Annotated in this window: 17 protein-coding genes and 2 tRNA genes; 18 read left to right on the top strand and 1 reads right to left on the bottom strand. The window is 63.7% G+C overall.

The window, feature by feature from the left end; all coding sequences use genetic code 11:
• The first annotated feature begins 203 nt into the window (after positions 1–203).
• Positions 204–983, top strand: coding sequence for an SDR family oxidoreductase (locus U5760_RS31045; RefSeq protein ID WP_322016125.1), 780 nt, complete (start codon positions 204–206; stop codon positions 981–983).
• A gap of 55 nt (positions 984–1,038) precedes the next feature.
• A complete protein-coding gene (locus U5760_RS31040) occupies positions 1,039–1,479 on the top strand; it encodes a thioesterase family protein (protein ID WP_322016124.1) in 441 nt (146 codons plus the stop codon).
• A gap of 58 nt (positions 1,480–1,537) precedes the next feature.
• On the opposite strand, the gene U5760_RS31035 is transcribed toward U5760_RS31040, so the two are convergent.
• Positions 1,538–2,137 carry a PAS and helix-turn-helix domain-containing protein gene (locus U5760_RS31035; RefSeq protein WP_322016123.1) on the bottom strand — a complete coding sequence of 200 codons (600 nt, stop codon included), beginning with the start codon at positions 2,135–2,137 and terminating at the stop codon, positions 1,538–1,540.
• 257 nt (positions 2,138–2,394) lie between these two features.
• On the opposite strand from U5760_RS31035, the gene U5760_RS31030 reads away from it, so the two are divergent.
• From U5760_RS31030 to U5760_RS30955, 16 genes are all read left to right on the top strand, one after another.
• Positions 2,395–3,096 (top strand): CoA transferase subunit A, encoded by a 702-nt coding sequence (locus tag U5760_RS31030; RefSeq protein WP_322016122.1) that lies wholly within the window; start codon positions 2,395–2,397, stop codon positions 3,094–3,096.
• 13 nt (positions 3,097–3,109) lie between these two features.
• Positions 3,110–3,751 carry a CoA transferase subunit B gene (locus U5760_RS31025; RefSeq protein ID WP_322016121.1) on the top strand — a complete coding sequence of 214 codons (642 nt, stop codon included), beginning with the start codon at positions 3,110–3,112 and terminating at the stop codon, positions 3,749–3,751.
• 223 nt (positions 3,752–3,974) lie between these two features.
• The gene (locus tag U5760_RS31020) at positions 3,975–4,847 is read left to right on the top strand and encodes an alpha/beta hydrolase (RefSeq protein ID WP_322016120.1); all 873 of its coding nucleotides are present in this window, start codon (positions 3,975–3,977) and stop codon (positions 4,845–4,847) included.
• A 92-nt stretch (positions 4,848–4,939) separates the two neighbouring features.
• Positions 4,940–5,293, top strand: coding sequence for a RidA family protein (locus U5760_RS31015; protein ID WP_322016119.1), 354 nt, complete (start codon positions 4,940–4,942; stop codon positions 5,291–5,293).
• A gap of 117 nt (positions 5,294–5,410) precedes the next feature.
• Positions 5,411–7,636 carry a bifunctional (p)ppGpp synthetase/guanosine-3',5'-bis(diphosphate) 3'-pyrophosphohydrolase gene (locus U5760_RS31010; protein ID WP_322016118.1) on the top strand — a complete coding sequence of 742 codons (2,226 nt, stop codon included), beginning with the start codon at positions 5,411–5,413 and terminating at the stop codon, positions 7,634–7,636.
• A 112-nt stretch (positions 7,637–7,748) separates the two neighbouring features.
• Positions 7,749–7,825, top strand: a tRNA-Val gene (locus tag U5760_RS31005).
• Positions 7,826–8,105: 280 nt separating this feature from the next.
• Entirely contained in the window at positions 8,106–10,013 is a 1,908-nt protein-coding gene (gene thrS / locus U5760_RS31000) for a threonine--tRNA ligase (RefSeq protein ID WP_322016117.1), read from the top strand.
• 50 nt (positions 10,014–10,063) lie between these two features.
• Positions 10,064–10,585, top strand: a complete 522-nt coding sequence (gene infC / locus U5760_RS30995; protein WP_322016127.1) for a translation initiation factor IF-3 — start codon at positions 10,064–10,066, stop codon at positions 10,583–10,585.
• A gap of 273 nt (positions 10,586–10,858) precedes the next feature.
• A complete protein-coding gene (gene rpmI, locus U5760_RS30990; RefSeq protein ID WP_028216806.1) occupies positions 10,859–11,056 on the top strand; it encodes a 50S ribosomal protein L35 in 198 nt (65 codons plus the stop codon).
• A 30-nt stretch (positions 11,057–11,086) separates the two neighbouring features.
• Positions 11,087–11,446: a 50S ribosomal protein L20 gene (gene rplT / locus U5760_RS30985; RefSeq protein WP_028229343.1), complete on the top strand. Its 360-nt coding sequence runs from the start codon at positions 11,087–11,089 to the stop codon at positions 11,444–11,446.
• 223 nt (positions 11,447–11,669) lie between these two features.
• Positions 11,670–12,683 (top strand): phenylalanine--tRNA ligase subunit alpha, encoded by a 1,014-nt coding sequence (gene pheS, locus U5760_RS30980; RefSeq protein ID WP_322016116.1) that lies wholly within the window; start codon positions 11,670–11,672, stop codon positions 12,681–12,683.
• Positions 12,684–12,809: 126 nt separating this feature from the next.
• Complete coding sequence (pheT, locus tag U5760_RS30975) at positions 12,810–15,272, top strand: phenylalanine--tRNA ligase subunit beta (RefSeq protein ID WP_322016115.1); 2,463 nt, start codon at positions 12,810–12,812, stop codon at positions 15,270–15,272.
• 101 nt (positions 15,273–15,373) lie between these two features.
• A complete protein-coding gene (locus U5760_RS30970; protein WP_028229346.1) occupies positions 15,374–15,784 on the top strand; it encodes an integration host factor subunit alpha in 411 nt (136 codons plus the stop codon).
• A 96-nt stretch (positions 15,785–15,880) separates the two neighbouring features.
• Positions 15,881–16,276, top strand: coding sequence for a MerR family transcriptional regulator (locus tag U5760_RS30965; protein ID WP_322016114.1), 396 nt, complete (start codon positions 15,881–15,883; stop codon positions 16,274–16,276).
• A gap of 81 nt (positions 16,277–16,357) precedes the next feature.
• Positions 16,358–16,434 (top strand) — tRNA-Pro (locus U5760_RS30960).
• Between the two features lie 375 nt (positions 16,435–16,809).
• The gene (locus tag U5760_RS30955) at positions 16,810–17,748 is read left to right on the top strand and encodes a DMT family transporter (protein ID WP_322016113.1); all 939 of its coding nucleotides are present in this window, start codon (positions 16,810–16,812) and stop codon (positions 17,746–17,748) included.
• The last annotated feature ends 634 nt before the right edge of the window (positions 17,749–18,382 follow it).

Genomic DNA, 18,382 nt, shown 5'->3' with positions numbered 1-18,382 from the left:
TTGCTCCAGAAGACTTGCGGGGGTCATTAAAGCTCCTCTTGCCATTAGAATGCTTTTTTCGGGTTCGTATTGTCGGGTAACGCTCCCCGGGCCGCAACCCAACGAGCCATATTTAGCACGACCGTTCTATTTTATGCCAGAATGGCATCCTTTCCGCGGAAAGGGCCGTCCGGCGAACCCTCATACCTGAACAGGAAGCACAAATGGGCCGTTCGATCAATCTGGAAGGCAAGGTGGCGATGATCACGGGCGCGTCGAGCGGCCTCGGCAAGCGCTTTGCCCAGGTGCTTTCGCAGGCCGGCGCGAAGGTCGTGCTGGCGAGCCGGCGTGTCGAGCGGCTCAAGGAGCTGCGCGCCGAGATCGAGGCCGAAGGCGGCGCGGCGCATGTCGTCTCGCTCGACGTGACGGACTACCAGAGCATTCGCTCGGCCGTCGCTCACGCGGAAACGGAGGCGGGGACCATCGACATCCTCGTCAACAACTCGGGCGTTTCGACGACGCAAAAACTCGCGGACGTCACGCCCGCCGACTTCGAATACGTGTTCGACACCAACGCGCGCGGCGCCTTTTTCGTCGCCCAGGAAGTGGCCAAGCGCATGATCATGCGCGGCAACGGCGGCGGTCCGAAGCCCGCGTACCGGATCATCAACATCGCGTCGATGGCGGGGCTGCGCGTGCTGCCGCAGATCGGCCTCTATGCGATCAGCAAGGCGGCGGTCGTGCACATGACGAAGGCGATGGCGCTCGAATGGGGGCGCTACGGCATCAACGTGAACGCGATCTGCCCGGGCTACATCGACACCGAACTCAATCACCACCACTGGGCGACCGAGCAGGGCCAGAAGCTCGTTTCGATGCTGCCGCGCCATCGCGTCGGTACGCCCGAAGATCTGGACGGCCTGCTGCTGCTGCTGGCCGCCGACGAGTCGTCCTTCATCAACGGCTCGATCATCACCGCCGACGACGGCTTCGGGCTCGCCTGAGCGGCTTGCCCGGCGCCTCGCGCGGCGTCCCGGTTTTAATGCAAAAAGAAGTGCAATGAGCGATTACCACCCCGTTTTCGAAATGACCATGCCGATCCGCTGGGGCGACATGGATGCCTTTGGTCACGTGAACAACACGGTCTATTTCCGCTACATGGAGCAGGCGCGGATTTCCTGGTTCGAACAGCTGGGCGTGGCCGGCGGCAATGGACAAGGGCAGGGGCCGGTGATCGTCAATGCGTCGATGGAATTCCTCAAGCAGCTGCATTATCCGGGCGACGTCGTCTGCACCCTGACCGTGGGCCAGCCCGGGCGCAGCAGTTTCGACACGGGCTTCGAACTGCGCCGCGCCGACGATCCGGAAACCGTCTACGCGCGCGGCGGGGCGCGCTGCGTCTGGATCGACTATGCGGCCGGCAAATCGGTGCCGATTCCCGATACGCTGCGCGATACCCTCGAGCACGCGCCGCTCGTCAAGGCAAGCCGGCCGGGCTGAGCCGTCGTGCCAGTCGTGCCAGCCGCGTTAGTCGTGCCGGCGGCGCACGCGCCGCGCCTCACTCCCCAAGCAGTCGCTGCACGAGTTCCGTCGCGTTGCCGGTGTCGTACTTGCGCATGAGCCGCGCGCGGTAGACGTCCACCGTGCGCGAACTGATATCGAGAATCCGCCCGATCTGCTTGCTTGTTTTGCCCGTGACCAGTTGCGCGGCGATTTCGCGTTCGCGCGGCGTCAGTTCCACCGCGACGCGGCGCGTCGCGCTCAAGTCTTCGAACGTCCAGACGCCCGCCGCGTGAGGCGCCGCGCGGTCGAGCGAGCGTCCCGTGACGTGGCACCAGAAGAGCTCGCCGTCGGCGCGCTTCATGATGCGGTCGTCGGCGTAGCTGCCCTGGGCCGTCATGATGGGCGGAATGCGCTCGCCGATGCGCTCGAATTCGTCCGCCGACGGGTACAGCACCTGAAACGACTGGCCGATCAGCGCCTCGCGCGGGCAGCGGAAGATGGCCGCCACCTGGTCGTTGCAGTCCTCGATCATGCGTTCGCGCGAGAGCACGAGGCCGATGGGCGCAAGATGAAAGGCGGTGCGGTAGTCGAGCGCGGAACGCCCGGGTGCATCGGTGGGGGCGGCGGGGCTGGCGGGCTTGGGCGTAGGCGGCATGGCGGCGGTGCGGGTATTGCTTTATGTAGTTTTGCGTATTGTGCCGTATCGCGCGCGAAGCGTACGCTTTGCACCCATTGGAGGGACGGTTCCAGGGCGGGTAGCGGTGTCAGCGGCGTGTGTCCGATTCACGGCAATGCCACCGCTCTCGTGGATAGAATGAGGCTTTCTCCGGGCGTGCCCGTACCGGCACGGCCCGCGCGCGAAGCCAGAAAGAACCGGATCGACGGATTTCCATTCGAGGAAGGGACACACTGATGAACAAAGTCTATGCAAGCGCGGCCGCCGCGCTCGAAGGCATCGTCAAGGACGGCCAGACCTTCGCGGTCGGCGGGTTCGGGCTGTGCGGCATTCCCGAGGCCCTGATCGGCGCGCTGCGCGATTCGGGCGTGAAGGGCATCACCTGCATCAGCAACAATGCGGGCGTCGATGGCTTCGGTCTGGGTTTGCTGCTGGAAACGCGCCAGATCAAGAAGATGATCTCGTCGTACGTGGGCGAGAACAAGGAATTCGAGCGCCAGTATCTCTCGGGCGAACTCGAGCTCGAATTCACGCCGCAAGGCACGCTGGCCGAAAAGCTGCGCGCGGGCGGCGCGGGCATTCCCGCGTTCTTCACCAATACCGGTTTCGGCACGCTGATTGCCGAGGGCAAGGAAACGCGCCAGTTCGGCGAGAAGCACTACGTGCTCGAGCACTCGCTGACCGCCGACGTGGCGCTCGTGAAGGCGTGGAAGGCCGACAAGTCGGGCAATCTGATCTATCGCCGCACGGCGCGCAACTTCAACCCGATGTGCGCGATGGCGGGCAAGATCACGGTCGTGGAGGTGGAGGAGATCGTCGAGAACGGCGAACTCGATCCGGACGCGATCCATACGCCGGGTATCTTCGTGCAGCGCATCGTGCTCAATGCGCATCCGGAGAAACGCATCGAACAACGCACTGTGCGCGCTGGCAACTGAGGGGAGACCGATCATGGCATGGAATCGTGATGAAATGGCCGCACGCGCAGCGAAGGAACTGCAGGACGGCTTTTACGTGAACCTCGGTATCGGCCTGCCCACGCTGGTGGCCAACCACGTGCCCGCGGGCATGGAGGTGTGGCTGCAATCGGAAAACGGGCTGCTGGGCATCGGCCCGTTCCCGACCGAAGACCAGGTGGACGCGGACATGATCAACGCCGGCAAGCAGACCGTGACGACGCTGCCGGGCTCGTCGATCTTCTCCTCGGCCGATTCGTTCGCGATGATCCGCGGCGGCCACATCAACCTGGCGATCCTCGGCGCGATGCAGGTGAGCGAAAAGGGCGACCTCGCGAACTGGATGATCCCCGGCAAGATGATCAAGGGCATGGGCGGCGCGATGGACCTCGTGGCGGGCGTCGGGCGCGTGGTGGTGCTGATGGAGCATGTGGCCAAGGGCGACCAGCACAAGATTCTCGAAGCCTGCACGCTGCCGCTCACCGGCGTGGGCGTGGTGGACGTGATCATCACCGATCTGGGCGTGATCGAAGTCACCGACGCGGGCCTGAAGGTGACCGAACTCGCACCGGGCGTGAGCGTGGACGAGATCAAGGCGAAGACGGGCGCGCCGCTCGACGTGAGCGCCGTGAACTGATCGCGCCGGCGCTACGATTTCAGACGGGCGGGACTTCGGTCCCGCCCGTTTTGTTTTGGTGTGCCCGATTCGTGCGACGCGTGCGATTCGTGTGAATCGGGCGAATCGGGCGAATCGGGCAATTAGTGCGATTCATGCGATTCGCTCCCGCGGCCGCCCATGCCCATCCGGCACCGCAAAGCCGTTTACAATCGCCGCACAGCCTTTCACCGAGGATCGAGCGATGAGCGTACCGTCTGCCGTGCCGCGTCAACACGATGTCCAGTGCCTGAGCCCCTCGGGTCTGCATCGCCTCGCCTATACGGAATGGGGCGATCCCGACAATCCGCGCGTGCTCGTCTGCGTGCACGGGCTCACGCGTTCGAGCCGCGATTTCGACCGGCTTGCCGCCGCGCTGTCCGGTACGTATCGCGTGGTGTGTCCCGACGTGGTCGGGCGCGGGCTCTCGTCGTGGCTCGTCGATCCGCGCGGCTATGGCGTCGCGCAATACGTGGCCGACATGGTGACGCTGATCGCGCGCACGGGCGCTCGAACAGTCGACTGGTTCGGCACTTCGATGGGCGGTTTGATCGGCATGGCGTTGGGCGGTCTTCCCGAGACGCCAGTTCGCCGCATGCTGCTCAACGATATCGGCCCGCACATCGAGCCCGAGGCGCTGGCGCGCATCGGCGAGTACGTGGGACGCGACCAACGTTTCGAATCGCTGCAGACCGGTATCGATCACGCCGCATTGCTTGCGGCCTCGTTCGGCCCGCTCACGGCCGAGGAATGGCGCGAGATCAATACGCCGCTCCTGCACGAAGTGGACGGCGCATGGCGCTTTCGCTACGACCCGCGCATCGGCGAGCCCTTCAAGTCCATCACGCCGGAGCAGAACGAGCAGGGCGAGCAGTTCCTGTGGCGCTCGCTGGCCGCGTTCAAGGGGCCGCTGCTGGTCGTGCGCGGTGCGCAGTCGGATCTGCTTTCGCGCGAAACGGTGGCCAGAATGGTCGAAACGGGGCACGACGTGTCGAGCGTGGAAATCGCGGGCACGGGTCACGCGCCGGCGTTTCTGTCCGCCGACCAGATCGAGGTGGCGCGGCGCTTCTTTTCCTGAGTGCGTGCCGAGGCGTCATAATACGAGATTAAGCGGCGTGGCCCGGATCTCGAATCCGGCCGCGCCGGCATTCAACTTCTACGGGAATTTTCATGGCAGTCATTCGTCACCACGTCGGTCCGCGTCTTTCGGAAACGGCCATCCACAACGGCACGGTCTATCTGGCCGGCCAGATCGCCGAGGATACGAAACAGGACATCGTCGGCCAGACGCGCGAAGTGCTCGGCCATATCGATCGTCTGCTCGGCGAAGCGAACAGCGACAAGTCGCTGCTGCTTTCGGTGCAGATCTATATCGCCGACATGAAGGATTTTCCGGGCATGAACGCCGCGTGGGACGCCTGGGTCGCGCAAGGCGCGACGCCGCCGCGCGCGACCGTTGAAGCGAAGCTCGCGAATCCGGAATGCCTCGTGGAAATCGTGGTGGTGGCCGCGCAGCGCGACTGAGCGGCGCGGGCCGATTGGCCGTTGTCGTGCCGCTTTCGCACCGTTGTGCGCTGCCGTTCCACCGATGTTCGACAAGTTCTGCCGTAGCCTGCCCGCCTGCCGGGCGGGCACCGTCTCATGAGTAGCGATACCGTTCCACCCCCGCCTGCCGCGCTGCCGTCGATCGAAGACGCGCTCGCGTTCGTGCGCGAGCACGCGGGCGACGCACGCCTGTCCACCGGCGAGCGGCTCGTCGATCACGCGATCGGCACCGCGTCGGTCATGGGGCTTTTGAACGTCGATCCGCCGGCAGTGCTCGCGGCGGCGCTCTTCAATCTCGCGCCGCATCTGGACGACCCGGAAACGACGCTCGAAGCCCGCTTCGGCGCCGAGGTGACGCGCCTCGTCTTCAACGTGCGCAAGCTGCTCAAGCTCGGCACCGTGAGCCTGCGCGCCGCGCAGAACGCCGCGGCCGACACCGGCCGCGACGCGCAGGCCGAACGCCGCGCCCAGGTCGAGTCGCTGCGCAAGATGCTGCTTGCGTTTGCGCAGGATATTCGCGTGGTGCTGATCCGCATGGCCTCGCGGCTGCAGTCGCTGCGCTACTACGCCGCCGCGAAGATTACGCCGGCACCCGAAGTGGCGCGCGAGACACTCGAAATCTACGCGCCGCTCGCGAACCGCCTCGGCATCTGGCAACTGAAGTGGGAGCTCGAAGACCTCGCGTTCCGCTTCGAGGAGCCGGCCACCTACAAGCGCATCGCGAAGCTGCTGGACGAGAAGCGCGTGGAGCGCGAAAGCTATGTGACGGGCGCGATCGAGCGGCTCGAGCGCGAGCTCGCGGCCGCGCATATCGAGGCCGACGTGAGCGGGCGTCCCAAACACATCTACAGCATCTGGAAGAAGATGCGGGGCAAGGACCTCGACTTCTCCGAGCTCTACGACGTGCGCGCATTCCGCGTGATCGTGCCGGACATCAAGGATTGCTACACGGTGCTCGGCATCGTGCACAACCTCTGGCAGCCGGTGCCGCGCGAGTTCGACGACTACATCTCGCGGCCGAAGCCCAACGGCTATCGCTCGCTCCATACGGTCGTAATCGGCGACGACGGCCGCGCGTTCGAAGTGCAGATCCGCACCCAGGAGATGCATCAGTTCGCCGAGTACGGCGTCGCCGCGCACTGGCGCTACAAGGAAGCCGGCTCGAAGGGCTACGGCGGCCAGGTAAGCGCGAGCGGCAGCTACGACGAAAAGATTGCCTGGCTGCGCCAGCTGCTCGCATGGAAGGACGACGTCTCCGACGGCCAGCAGCCTTGGGAGCAGTTGCGCAACACCACGCTCGACGACGACCACATCTACGTGCTCACGCCACAGGGGCGCGTGATCCCGTTGCCGCAGGGGGCGACGCCGCTCGACTTCGCCTATCACCTGCATAGCGATCTCGGGCATCGCTGCCGCGGTGCGCGCGTCGACGGCGCGATGGTGCCGCTCGACACGGCGCTGCACAACGGCCAGACCGTCGAGATCATCGCGGTGAAGGAGGGCGGCCCGTCGCGCGACTGGCTCAATCCGCAGCTCGGCTATCTGCACAGCACGCGCGCGCGGCAGAAGGTGCGTGCGTGGTTCAACGCGATCGATGCGGCGGAGAACGTCGCGAACGGCCGCGCGATGGTCGAAAAGACCCTGCAGCGCGAGGGCAAGACCTCGGTCAGTCTGGATCAGCTCGCCGCGAAGCTCGGCTTCAAGGCGACCGACGAGTTGTTCTCCGCGGTCGGCAAGGAAGAGTTCAGCTTGCGCAACGTCGAGGCGGCGCTGCACGAGGCGCCCGCGACGGAACCGGAGGCCGAGGCCACGCCCGAGCAGTTCACGAGGCGCGCGAGCGGCGCGAACGTGACGCACGGCGGCTCGTCGGGCGTGCTCGTGGTGGGCGTGGACGCCTTGCTCACGCAGCTCGCGCGCTGCTGCCGGCCGGCGCCGCCCGACGAGATCAGCGGCTTCGTCACGCGCGGCAAGGGCATGTCGGTGCATCGCAGCGACTGCCCGACTTTCCTGCGCATGGCGCGCCGCTCGCCCGAGCGCGTGCTGCAGACCACCTGGTCGGCCGACGTGATGGGCGGGCGCGGCCAGTCGGTTTATCCGGTCGATATCTCGATCGAGGCGAGCGACCGCCAGGGGCTGCTGCGCGACATCTCCGAAGTGTTCGCGCGCGAGAAGATGAACGTGATCGGCGTGAAGACGCAGTCGCGGCGCAACGCGGCGTACATGCTCTTTACCGTCGAGGTGTCGAGCTCGGCGCAGATCCAGCGCGCGTGCGTGCTGCTGGGCGAGGTGGGCGGCGTGGTGAGGGCGGTGCGCAAGGGCTGATGGGGCCGTCGGCGGGCGTCGCGATTTGGCGTTGGCCGGGCAGCGGGCTTATGTCGCGCTGCAAAAAAGGCCTTGCCAAGCCGGCCAGAATATCGTATAGTCTCACTTCTTTAGGCTCGTAGCTCAGCTGGTTAGAGCACCACCTTGACATGGTGGGGGTCGTTGGTTCGAGTCCAATCGAGCCTACCAACGAAAGCGAAGTCACGATGGCAGGGCAGCAACGGCGTCGGGGCTTCACAGGCAGTAAAGCGCAAGACGCTCAAGGCGAATACGGTTATGACACCGCGAACGTTCACCGAAACTACTTCGGAGCGACGCTAGTCGAGGACCTCTTTCGCCCTGCAATCTGGTTTGAAAAGTGAATGCGGCCCCTCGAAAGCGGGGCCGCATTTTTTTTCGTCGCGAGACTTGCGCAGGTTGTTCCCACGAACGGATACGACGTGCCTTCAGGGCACTTCTGGAGAAAAACATGGTTGCGATACGTCTGCCCGATGGTTCGGTTCGACAGTACGATCATCCCGTCACGATTGCCGAAGTGGCGGCGTCGATCGGCCCCGGTCTCGCCAAGGCGGCGCTCGGCGGCAAGCTCGACGGTGAACTGGTCGATACGTCCACGCTGATCGATCACGACGCATCGCTCGCCATCGTCACGGACAAGGATGCCGACGGCCTCGACATCATCCGTCACTCCACGGCGCACTTGCTGGCCTATGCGGTCAAGGAGCTCTATCCGGAAGCGCAGGTGACGATCGGGCCGGTCATCGACAACGGCTTCTACTACGACTTCGCCTACAACCGCCCCTTCACGCCCGAAGATCTCGAGAAGATCGAAAAGCGCATGCAGGAGCTCGCGAAGAAGGACGAGCCGGTGTCGCGCCGCGTGGTCTCGCGCGACGACGCGGTGGACTACTTCAAGAGCATCGGCGAGAAGTACAAGGCCGAGATCATCGAGTCGATTCCGGGCGATCAGGACATCAAGCTGTATTCGCACGGCGGCTTCACGGATCTGTGCCGCGGCCCGCACGTGCCGTCCACGGGCAAGCTGAAGGTCTTCAAGCTCATGAAGGTCGCGGGCGCCTACTGGCGCGGCGATGCGAAGAACGAGCAGCTGCAGCGCATCTACGGCACGGCCTGGACGAAGAAGGAAGATCAGGACCAGTACCTGCACATGCTCGAAGAGGCGGAAAAGCGCGATCACCGCAAGCTCGGCAAGCAGCTCGACCTGTTCCACATGCAGGACGAGTCGCCGGGCATGGTGTTCTGGCACCCGAAGGGCTGGACGCTCTGGCAGCAGGTCGAGCAGTACATGCGCGCCCGCCTGCGCGTGGCCGGCTACGACGAGATCAAGACGCCCATGATCATGGACCGCTCGCTCTGGGAAGCGTCGGGCCACTGGCAGAACTACCGCGAGAACATGTTCACGACGGAGTCGGAGAAACGCGACTACGCCGTCAAGCCGATGAACTGCCCGGGCCACGTCCAGGTGTTCAACCACGGCCTGCGCTCGTATCGCGATCTGCCGCTGCGCTACGCGGAATTCGGCTCGTGCCACCGCAACGAGGCCTCGGGCGCGCTGCATGGCCTGATGCGCGTGCGCGGCTTCGTTCAGGACGACGCGCACATCTTCTGTACGGAAGACCAGATCATCGCCGAGTCGATTGCCTTCAACACGCTCGCGATGAGCATCTACAAGGATTTCGGGTTCGATCACATCGACATCAAGCTCTCGCTGCGCCCGGATTCGCGCGCGGGGACGGATGAAACGTGGGATCGCGCCGAACAGGGCCTGCGCGACGCGCTGACGGCCTGCGGCCTGCAGTGGGAAGAGCTGCCGGGCGAGGGCGCGTTCTACGGCCCGAAGGTCGAGTACCACATCAAGGACGCGCTCGGCCGCTCGTGGCAGTGCGGCACGCTGCAGCTCGACATGGTGCTGCCGGAGCGCCTCGGCGCCGAGTACGTGGCCGAAGACAACAGCCGCCGCCGGCCGATCATGCTGCACCGTGCGATCCTCGGTTCGATGGAGCGTTTCCTCGGCATTCTGATCGAGCACCATGCCGGTGCGATGCCCGCGTGGCTCGCGCCGGTGCAGGCCGTCGTGATGAATATCGCGGAAAGTCAGGCCGAATATGCCGCCAATCTGGTCCAATCGTTGCAAAAACAAGGGGTTAGAGTGGAGGCCGATTTGCGCAACGAGAAAATTAGCTATAAAATACGCGAGCACACGCTTGAGAAGGTCCCGTACCTGCTTGTCGTCGGCGACAAGGAGCGTGAAGCACAAACGGTAGCCGTGCGTGCCCGTGGCGGCGTCGATCTGGGTGTCATGCCCCTCGATGCCTTCTCCGAGCGCCTGCGCGAGGACGTGCAGACGTTCCGGTGAACCACTCCGGCAGCGCGGCTCGTTTTTTTAATTTTTAGAGGAAACGTAACATCGCTACTGAAAAGTCGCATCGCATCAACGGCGAAATCTCTGCGCCCGAGGTGCGTCTCGTCGGAATCGAGAACGAGCCGCTCGGCATCGTAAAGCTGGCCGAAGCGTTCCGCATGTCGGAACAGCAGGACGTCGATCTGGTTGAAATTGCCCCGCAGGCGGTGCCCCCGGTCTGCCGTTTGATGGATTACGGCAAATTCAAGTACCAGGAGGCGAAGAAGCAGCACGAGGCCAAGCTCAAGCAGAAGGTTATCCAGGTCAAGGAAGTCAAATTCCGCCCGGGTACCGACGACGGCGATTACAACGTCAAGCTGCGCAATCTCGTCCGCTTCCTCGAAGACGGCGACAAGACGAAGATCACGTTGCGTTTCCGGGGCCGCGAAATGGCCCACCAGGAAATCGGCATGCGCATGCTCGAGCGTTTGCGCACCGACCTCGAAGAGGTAGGCCAGGTCGAGCAGATGCCGAAGATGGAAGGGCGCCAGATGATCATGGTGCTCGCTCCGAAGAAAAAGAAGTAAGCACGCGGGGCGCCTTTCATCGGGCGCCGCGGGTGAGAGCGGTTTGAATTACGTCGCGGCAACTTTTGTAGCCGCGGCGGGAAGCAGGTTCCGGAACGGCGCCCGCGCAACCAGCGGGCGTTTTTCCTGAAAGCGGCGGCGAGCTTGTTTTTTAAAAGCCGGCCAGCTGCCAAAACAAGTGGAGTGGGTTTCGAAGGGCGGTCTGAGGGCAAGGTGTCCTGAACACTGAGCCAGCCGCACACCCATGTCCATCAAATAAATGGAGTTTTTGTCATGCCCAAGATGAAGACCAAGAAGAGCGCCGCAAAGCGCTTCGTGGTTCGTCCGGGTGGTACCGTCAAGCGCGGTCAAGCCTTCAAGCGTCACATCCTGACCAAGAAGACCACCAAGAACAAGCGTCATCTGCGTGGTGCAACGGCCGTTCACGAAGCCGATGTGAAGTCCGTTCGCGCAATGATGCCGTTCGCGTAATCCTCAACCGACAACTCATAGGAGCTACTCATGCCTCGAGTCAAACGTGGGGTTACCGCACGGGCCCGTCACAAGAAGATCATCAAGCTGGCCAAGGGTTACCGCGGCCGTCGCAATAACGTCTATCGCATCGCCAAGCAGGCGGTCATGCGCGCAGGCCAATACGCCTACCGCGATCGCCGCAACAAGAAGCGTGTGTTCCGCGCACTGTGGATCACGCGTATCAACGCGGCGGTGCGTCAGCACGACATGACCTACAGCGTGTTCATCAACGGCCTGAAGAAGGCTTCGATCGAACTCGACCGCAAGGTTCTGGCCGACATGGCAGTGTTCGACAAGCCTGCATTTGCTGCGATCGTCCAGCAAGTGAAGGCCGCCGTCGCCGCCTGATCGTTACCCGCAAAACGGGTATTGCGCAGGTTCGTTGCAGCAGACACTCCGGTTGGTTCGGTGATGCTGCAACAAAAACGGGGCTCCTCACCGAGCCCCGTTTTTGTTGGTCAATACGTTTGCCGCGCACGCTTCATGCCGTGCTTCGCTCCGGTTTTCGCTTCTCTCCAACCGGCGAGGCGTGGTGCAAGACTCAAACACTGACGCTGAAAAGATGGGATCAATGGATCTGGACCAGATTGTCGCCGACGCGCAAAGCGCCTTCGCCGCCGCCCCTGACGTCAACACGCTCGAGAACGAGAAGGCGCGCTTTCTCGGCAAGTCGGGCGCGCTGACCGAGCTGCTCAAGGGACTCGGCAAGCTCGATCCCGAGACGCGCAAGACCGAAGGCGCACGCATCAACGCCGTGAAGCAGCAGGTCGAAGCCGCGCTCACCGCGCGCCGCCAGGCGCTCGCCGAGGCGCTGCTGAACCAGCGCCTCGCCGCCGAAGCGATCGACGTCACGCTGCCGGGCCGCGGCACGGGCATGGGCAGCCTGCATCCGGTGATGCAGACGTGGGAGCGCGTCGAGCAGATTTTCGGCTCGATCGGCTTCGACGTGGCCGACGGTCCCGAGATCGAGACCGACTGGTACAACTTCACCTCGCTCAACAGCCCCGAGAACCATCCGGCGCGCTCGATGCAGGACACGTTCTACGTGGACGGCAAGGACGCCGAAGGCCGGCAGTTGCTGCTGCGCACGCATACGAGCCCGATGCAGGTGCGCTACGCGCGCACGCACACGCCGCCCATCAAGGTGATCGTGCCGGGCCGCACGTATCGCGTGGACAGCGACGCCACGCACTCGCCGATGTTCAATCAGGTCGAGGGCCTGTGGATCGAAGAGAACATCAGCTTCGCCGACCTGAAGGGCGTCTATAGCGATTTCCTGAAGAAGTTCTTCGAGCGTGACGATATCAAGGTGCGTTTCCGCCCGTCGTACTTCCCGTTCACGGAACCGTCGGCCGAAATCGACATGATGTTCGAAGAAGGCAAGAACGCCGGCAAGTGGCTCGAAATCTCGGGCTCGGGCCAGGTGCACCCGAGCGTGATCCGCAACATGGGCCTCGACCCGGAGCGTTATATCGGCTTCGCATTCGGCAGCGGTCTCGAGCGTCTGACGATGCTGCGCTACGGTGTGCAGGATCTGCGCCTGTTCTTCGAAGGCGACCTGCGCTTCTTGCGTCAGTTCGCCTAAGGCGTACGCAAAGGCGCGCGCAGCCGCGCGCCACGCATCCGCGTCTCGCGTAGCGGACGCAGCACCGCAAGTCGAGTGCGCGAGAACCTACGCCGTGGTCTCAATCTGTCTGGAACGTAAAACGAAATGCTATTTCCCGAATCCTGGCTGAGAAGCTTTGTCGATCCGAAGCTCACGACCGACGAACTGGCCCATGCGCTCACGATGTCGGGCCTCGAAGTCGAGGGCCTGCGTCCGGCTGCGCCGCCCACCTCGAAGATCGTCGTCGGCCGCGTGCTCGAAGTCGTGAGGCACCCGGACGCGGACAAGCTCAACGTGTGTCAGGTCGATGCCGGCACCGGCGCGACGCTGAACATCGTCTGCGGCGCACCGAACGTGGCGCCCGGCATCAAGGTGCCGGTGGCGCTCGTCGGCGCGGAACTGCCGCCGGCCGAAGAGGGCGGCAAGCCGTTCGCGATCAAGCTCTCGAAGCTGCGCGGCGTGGAAAGCCAGGGCATGCTGTGCTCGGCGCGCGAGCTCAAGCTCTCGGAAGACCATAGCGGCCTCCTGATCCTGCCGGAAGACACGCCCATCGGCCAGGACATCCGCGAGACACTGAACCTCGACGACACCATCTTCGAAATCAAGCTCACGCCGAACAAGGCCGATTGCCTTTCGGTGTACGGCGTCGCGCGCGAGACCGCCGCGATCACGGGCGCGCCCTTGAAGGCGCCGGTGTTCCCGAAGGTCGAAGTGAAGCTCGACGGAGCCGATGCCCGCCTACCCGTGAAGATCTCGGCGCCGGACCTGTGCGGCCGCTTCTCGGGCCGCGTGATTCGCGGCGTGAACGCGCACGCGAAGACGCCGCAATGGATGGTCGAGCGTCTCGAACGCTCGGGCCAGCGCAGTATTTCGGCACTCGTCGACATCTCGAACTACGTGATGCTCGAACTGGGGCGCCCGTCCCACGTGTTCGATCTCGACAAGATCCACGGCTCGATGGACGTGCGCTGGGGCCGCAAGGGCGAATCGCTCAAGCTGCTCAACGGCAATACCGTCGAGGTCGATGAAACGGTGGGCGTGATCGCCGACGACCGCGAGATCGAGAGCCTCGCGGGCATCATGGGCGGTGACAGCACGGCCGTTTCGCTCGACACGAAGAACATCTATCTCGAAGCCGCGTTCTGGTGGCCCGACAGCATTCGCGGCCGCTCGCGCCGCTACAACTTCTCGACCGATGCGGGGCACCGCTTCGAGCGCGGCGTGGACTGGTCCACGACCGTCGAGCACATCGAGCGCATCACGCAGCTGATCCTCGATATCTGCGGCGGCGAGGCCGGCCCGATCGACGACCAGACCGTGAATGTGCCCACCCGCGCGCCGGTGACGATGCGTGTCGCGCGCGCGGCGCGCATCATCGGCGTACCGATCGGCGCGGACGAGATCGCGCAGATCTTCACGCGCCTCGGCCTCACGTTCACGCGGAGTGCGGGCAATGAGGGCGACACGTTCAGCGTCACGCCGCCGCCGTACCGCTTCGACATCGAGATCGAAGAAGACCTGATCGAAGAAGTCGCACGCATTTACGGCTTCGAGAACATTCCGGCGAATCCGCCGGTTGCGCGCAGCGAAATGCGCGCGACCCACGAGACGCGCCGCTCGATCCACGCGATCCGTCATGCGCTCGCCGCGCGCGACTACGCGGAGACGATCAACTTCAGCTTCGTCGACGCCGAGTGGGAGCAGGACTTCGCGGGCAACGACAAGCCGGTGCAGTTGCTCAACCCGATCGCGAGCCAGCTTTCGGTAATGCGCACGACGCTGTTCGGCAGCCTCGTCAACGTGCTGCGCCACAACCTCAACCGCCGCGCGGATCGCGTGCGCGTGTTCGAAGCGGGCCGCGTGTTCCTGCACGATCCGTCGATCAAGGCCGGCGAAATGACGGTGGAAGGCTTCGCCCAGCCGAAGATGATCGGCGCGCTGGCCTATGGTCCCGCGCTCGAAGAGCAGTGGGGCGCGGCCACGCGTGGCGTGGACTTCTTCGACGTGAAGGCCGATCTCGAAGCGCTGTTCGCTCCGCTCGGTCTCTCGCAGGCGGCGCGCTTCGTGAAAGCGGAGCACCCGGCGCTGCACCCGGGCCGCAGCGCGCGCGTGGAAGTGAACGGCAAAGCCGTGGGCTGGATCGGCGAATTGCATCCGCGCTGGATGCAGAAGTACGACCTGCCGCACGCGCCGATCCTCTTCGAAGTCGAGGCCGAAGCGCTGATGGCGCGCGAACTGCCCACGCCTTCCGAGGTCTCGAAGTTCCCGCCGGTGCGACGCGATATCGCACTGGTCGTCGATCAAAAGATCGAGGTGCAAGCGGTCCTGGACGAGTTCCAGAAGGGCCTCCAGGACGAGGCCTGCAAGATTGTCCAGAGGGTTGCGCTATTCGATGAATTTCGTGCAAAATCAAATACTTCCGGACTTGGCGAGAACGAGAAAAGCCTTGCCTTCCGGGTGACCCTGCAAGATACTGGCGGAACCCTCCAGGACGAGACGGTCGATGCGGCCATCAAGTCTCTGGTGGATCGCCTGGCTCGAGTGTATGGCGCCCGGCTGCGTGGCTAAGGTTTGACCGGCCTCGAAAGAGGCCGAAGCTCACGCGTACCGTTGACAGGCTTTCGGCTTGCAACGCCGTTGCATCCGGAAGCGCGCCATTTCAAAGATAGATGAACGAAATGAACTCGAGTGATTTCGAAGCCCTCCTTGCGGCACAGCGTAGCGCCATGATTCGCGACCTTCCTGCCTCATCGGCGAACGCCACGACGGACACGCCCACGCTGACCAAAGCCGAGCTGGCGGAGCTGCTGTTCGACAACGTCGGGCTCAACAAACGCGAAGCGAAGGACATGGTCGAAGCCTTCTTCGAAGTGATCCGCGACGCGCTGGAAAGCGGCGATAGCGTGAAGCTGTCGGGCTTCGGCAATTTTCAGTTGCGCGACAAGCCGCAACGTCCCGGCCGCAATCCCAAGACTGGCGAGGCGATTCCGATCGCAGCGCGTCGCGTGGTGACGTTTCATGCGAGCCAGAAATTGAAGGCGCTGGTGGAAAGCGGCGCCGAAGCGAGCTTTACCCGCTAACGACGCACCGGCACCCCCGCCGCGGTGGCAGTGAGGCGGGCAGCGTGACGAAGCGGCAACGCGATATTGCGCAACCACCACGACGGCAACCCGGCGATGACATCGACAATCGAAAAGGTCGTCTTGCCTCCGATTCCCGCCAAGCGCTACTTCACGATTGGCGAGGTGAGCGAGCTGTGCGGCGTGAAGCCCCACGTGCTGCGTTACTGGGAGCAGGAGTTCACGCAGTTGAAGCCCGTGAAGCGGCGGGGCAACCGCCGCTATTACCAGCATCATGAAGTGCTGCTGATCCGGCGCATTCGCGAGCTGCTGTACGAGCAGGGCTTCACGATCAATGGCGCGCGCAACCGTCTCGATACGCATGGCGGCGCGGCCGACGAGCCGGCGCCGCCCGAAGCGGAGCAGGCCGCCGTGCAGGGGACCACAGCGCTGGTTGACGTCGATCAATTGCGCAAGGAGTTGCTGCACGTGCTCGACCTGCTCGGACGCTGAAGCGGCCCCAGCGATTTTTCGAGCATTTTCATGCAGGCAGTTCTAATTGGCCAAAGGGTCTGTTATACTGCTTAGCTCTTTCGGGGCGTAGCGCAGCCTGGTAGCGTACCTGCATGGGGTGCAGGTGGTCGGAGGTTCAAATCCTCTCGCCCCGACCAGAAAAAATAAGCCCGCGTAATCGCAAGATTACGCGGGCTTTGTCTTTATGTAATCCGTTTATGTATTCCGTTTATGTATTCCGCTTATTCCGCTTATGCGGCTTCGATAAGGTGGCGTTAGCGTAAAGCGTGCCTGTGACTACGCAAGCAATCGCAGGTCAATTGATCGGGACTGCTACATAAACGATGCCCGTGAGGTCGCCTGGTCGAGCTTGCCCGATGCCGTCGTTCCCGAATGACAGCGCAAGATCCGGCTGTCAATTTTCCTCACATATCGGTGAAAATCCATCCCTATGAAACGCGCGCCGCGCGCCTTACGATAGCCGCACGCGACCACTTGGAACGCGTCCTGCCGGCCCACCGAGAACCCCAGTCATGAATCCCGTCGATCTCGCGCAACTGCTCGTTCTTGCCGCCCTCTGGGGCGGGTCGTTCCTGTTCATCCGTGTCGGCGTGACCGATTTCGGCGTGGCGCCGCTCATGGCGCTGCGCGTGGGTATCGGGGCCGCGTTCCTGCTGCTCGTGCTGTTCTCGCGCCGGTCCCCGCGGGAGGCGCTTGGCACGCTGCGCGAGCGTGCCGTACCGCTCCTCGTGGTGGGCATTCTCAACTCGGCGGCGCCGTTCTGCCTGTTCGCCTGGGCCGAGCTCACGCTCTCGGCCGGCGTGACCTCGGTCATCAATGCCACCACGCCGCTCTGGGGCGCGGTGGTCGCCTATCTGTGGCTCAAGGACCGCTTGAGCGGTTTGCGCGTGGCGGGGCTCGCGGTCGGGTTCGCGGGCGTGCTCGCGCTCGTGGGCGACCAGATCGCTACGCATGCGGGCGACGGTGCCTCACCCATGACCACTGCACTCGCAGCCGGTGCGGCCCTCGGCGCGACGCTGCTTTACGGCATTGCCGCGAGCTATACGAAGCGCCATCTCACCGGGGTTGATCCGCTCACCGTCGCAGCGGGGACGATGACCGCCGCGACCGTCGTGCTGCTGCCGTTTGCCGTCGCCAGCTGGCCTGTCACGTCTCCCTCCCTGCATGCGTGGGGTGCGGTGTTGGGCCTGGGCGTTGCCTGCACGGGCGTGGCCTACCTGCTGTTCTTCCGGCTGATCGCGTCCATCGGCCCCGCCCGCACGATCACGGTGACGTTCGTGATTCCCGTGTTCGGCATCCTGTGGGGCGCGCTCTTTCTCGGCGAGCGCGTGTCGACGGGCATGGTCGGGGCGTGCGTTGCCATTCTGGCGGGGACCGCGCTCGCCACGGGCTTCGTCAAGCGTCTGCCCGGCATGGGCGCGCGTCGGGGTGAGGCGGGCGCCAGGCATTAGCCCAGGCCGCGTGTCCCAAGGTATTCGCCGCGCAGGCATGCGACGTTTGCGCGGCGAGCCCATATTCTCTTCGCGTTGTCATGCCTGTTGCCGTCACGCTATGACGTCGATTAAAAAAACGGCGAAAACGCCACTGGCCAGCGTGCGATTAGCGTCGATATCGATGCGCTGTGCGCCGCAATATACGGTCGCGGGATTCCATGAGAGCGATCGGTAATTCGCCATGCAATAGCGCGATTCGTGCGAAAAAGATACCGACACTCCGCCGTCTAATAGACGAATATCAATAGTCTTGCTGCGGCGCTGAAAGCAATCAGTCAGGCACCTGTGCGCGCTATCCCTCTTATCTCCCTTGTCCCCAAGGCGCCATAAGGGTCACCATGGGGTTCACCATGGCACCGTACCCAGCAGGTTTGTTAATTCACGTCTAAACTGGCGGCGTTTGACTTCGGGCCTGCCTTCCCTTGTTGCACGGGTAAGGGTTGGCGGCGCATTCATTCATGTTTTGAAAGTCCCAATGTCCTGTCGATTGAGTCTTGCATACCGGCGTGGTGTCAAAAGCGTAACGATGAATTGCATCATTCAACGTTTATCGGCAGTAGAAGAACCGGTAGTTTTAGCCCCGCGCTGCGCA

Origin of the sequence: Paraburkholderia sp. J12 (genome assembly GCF_905220215.1) — a bacterium.
Taxonomy (GTDB): Bacteria; Pseudomonadota; Gammaproteobacteria; order Burkholderiales; family Burkholderiaceae; genus Paraburkholderia.
This window is presented reverse-complemented; position numbering and strand designations above follow the sequence as displayed.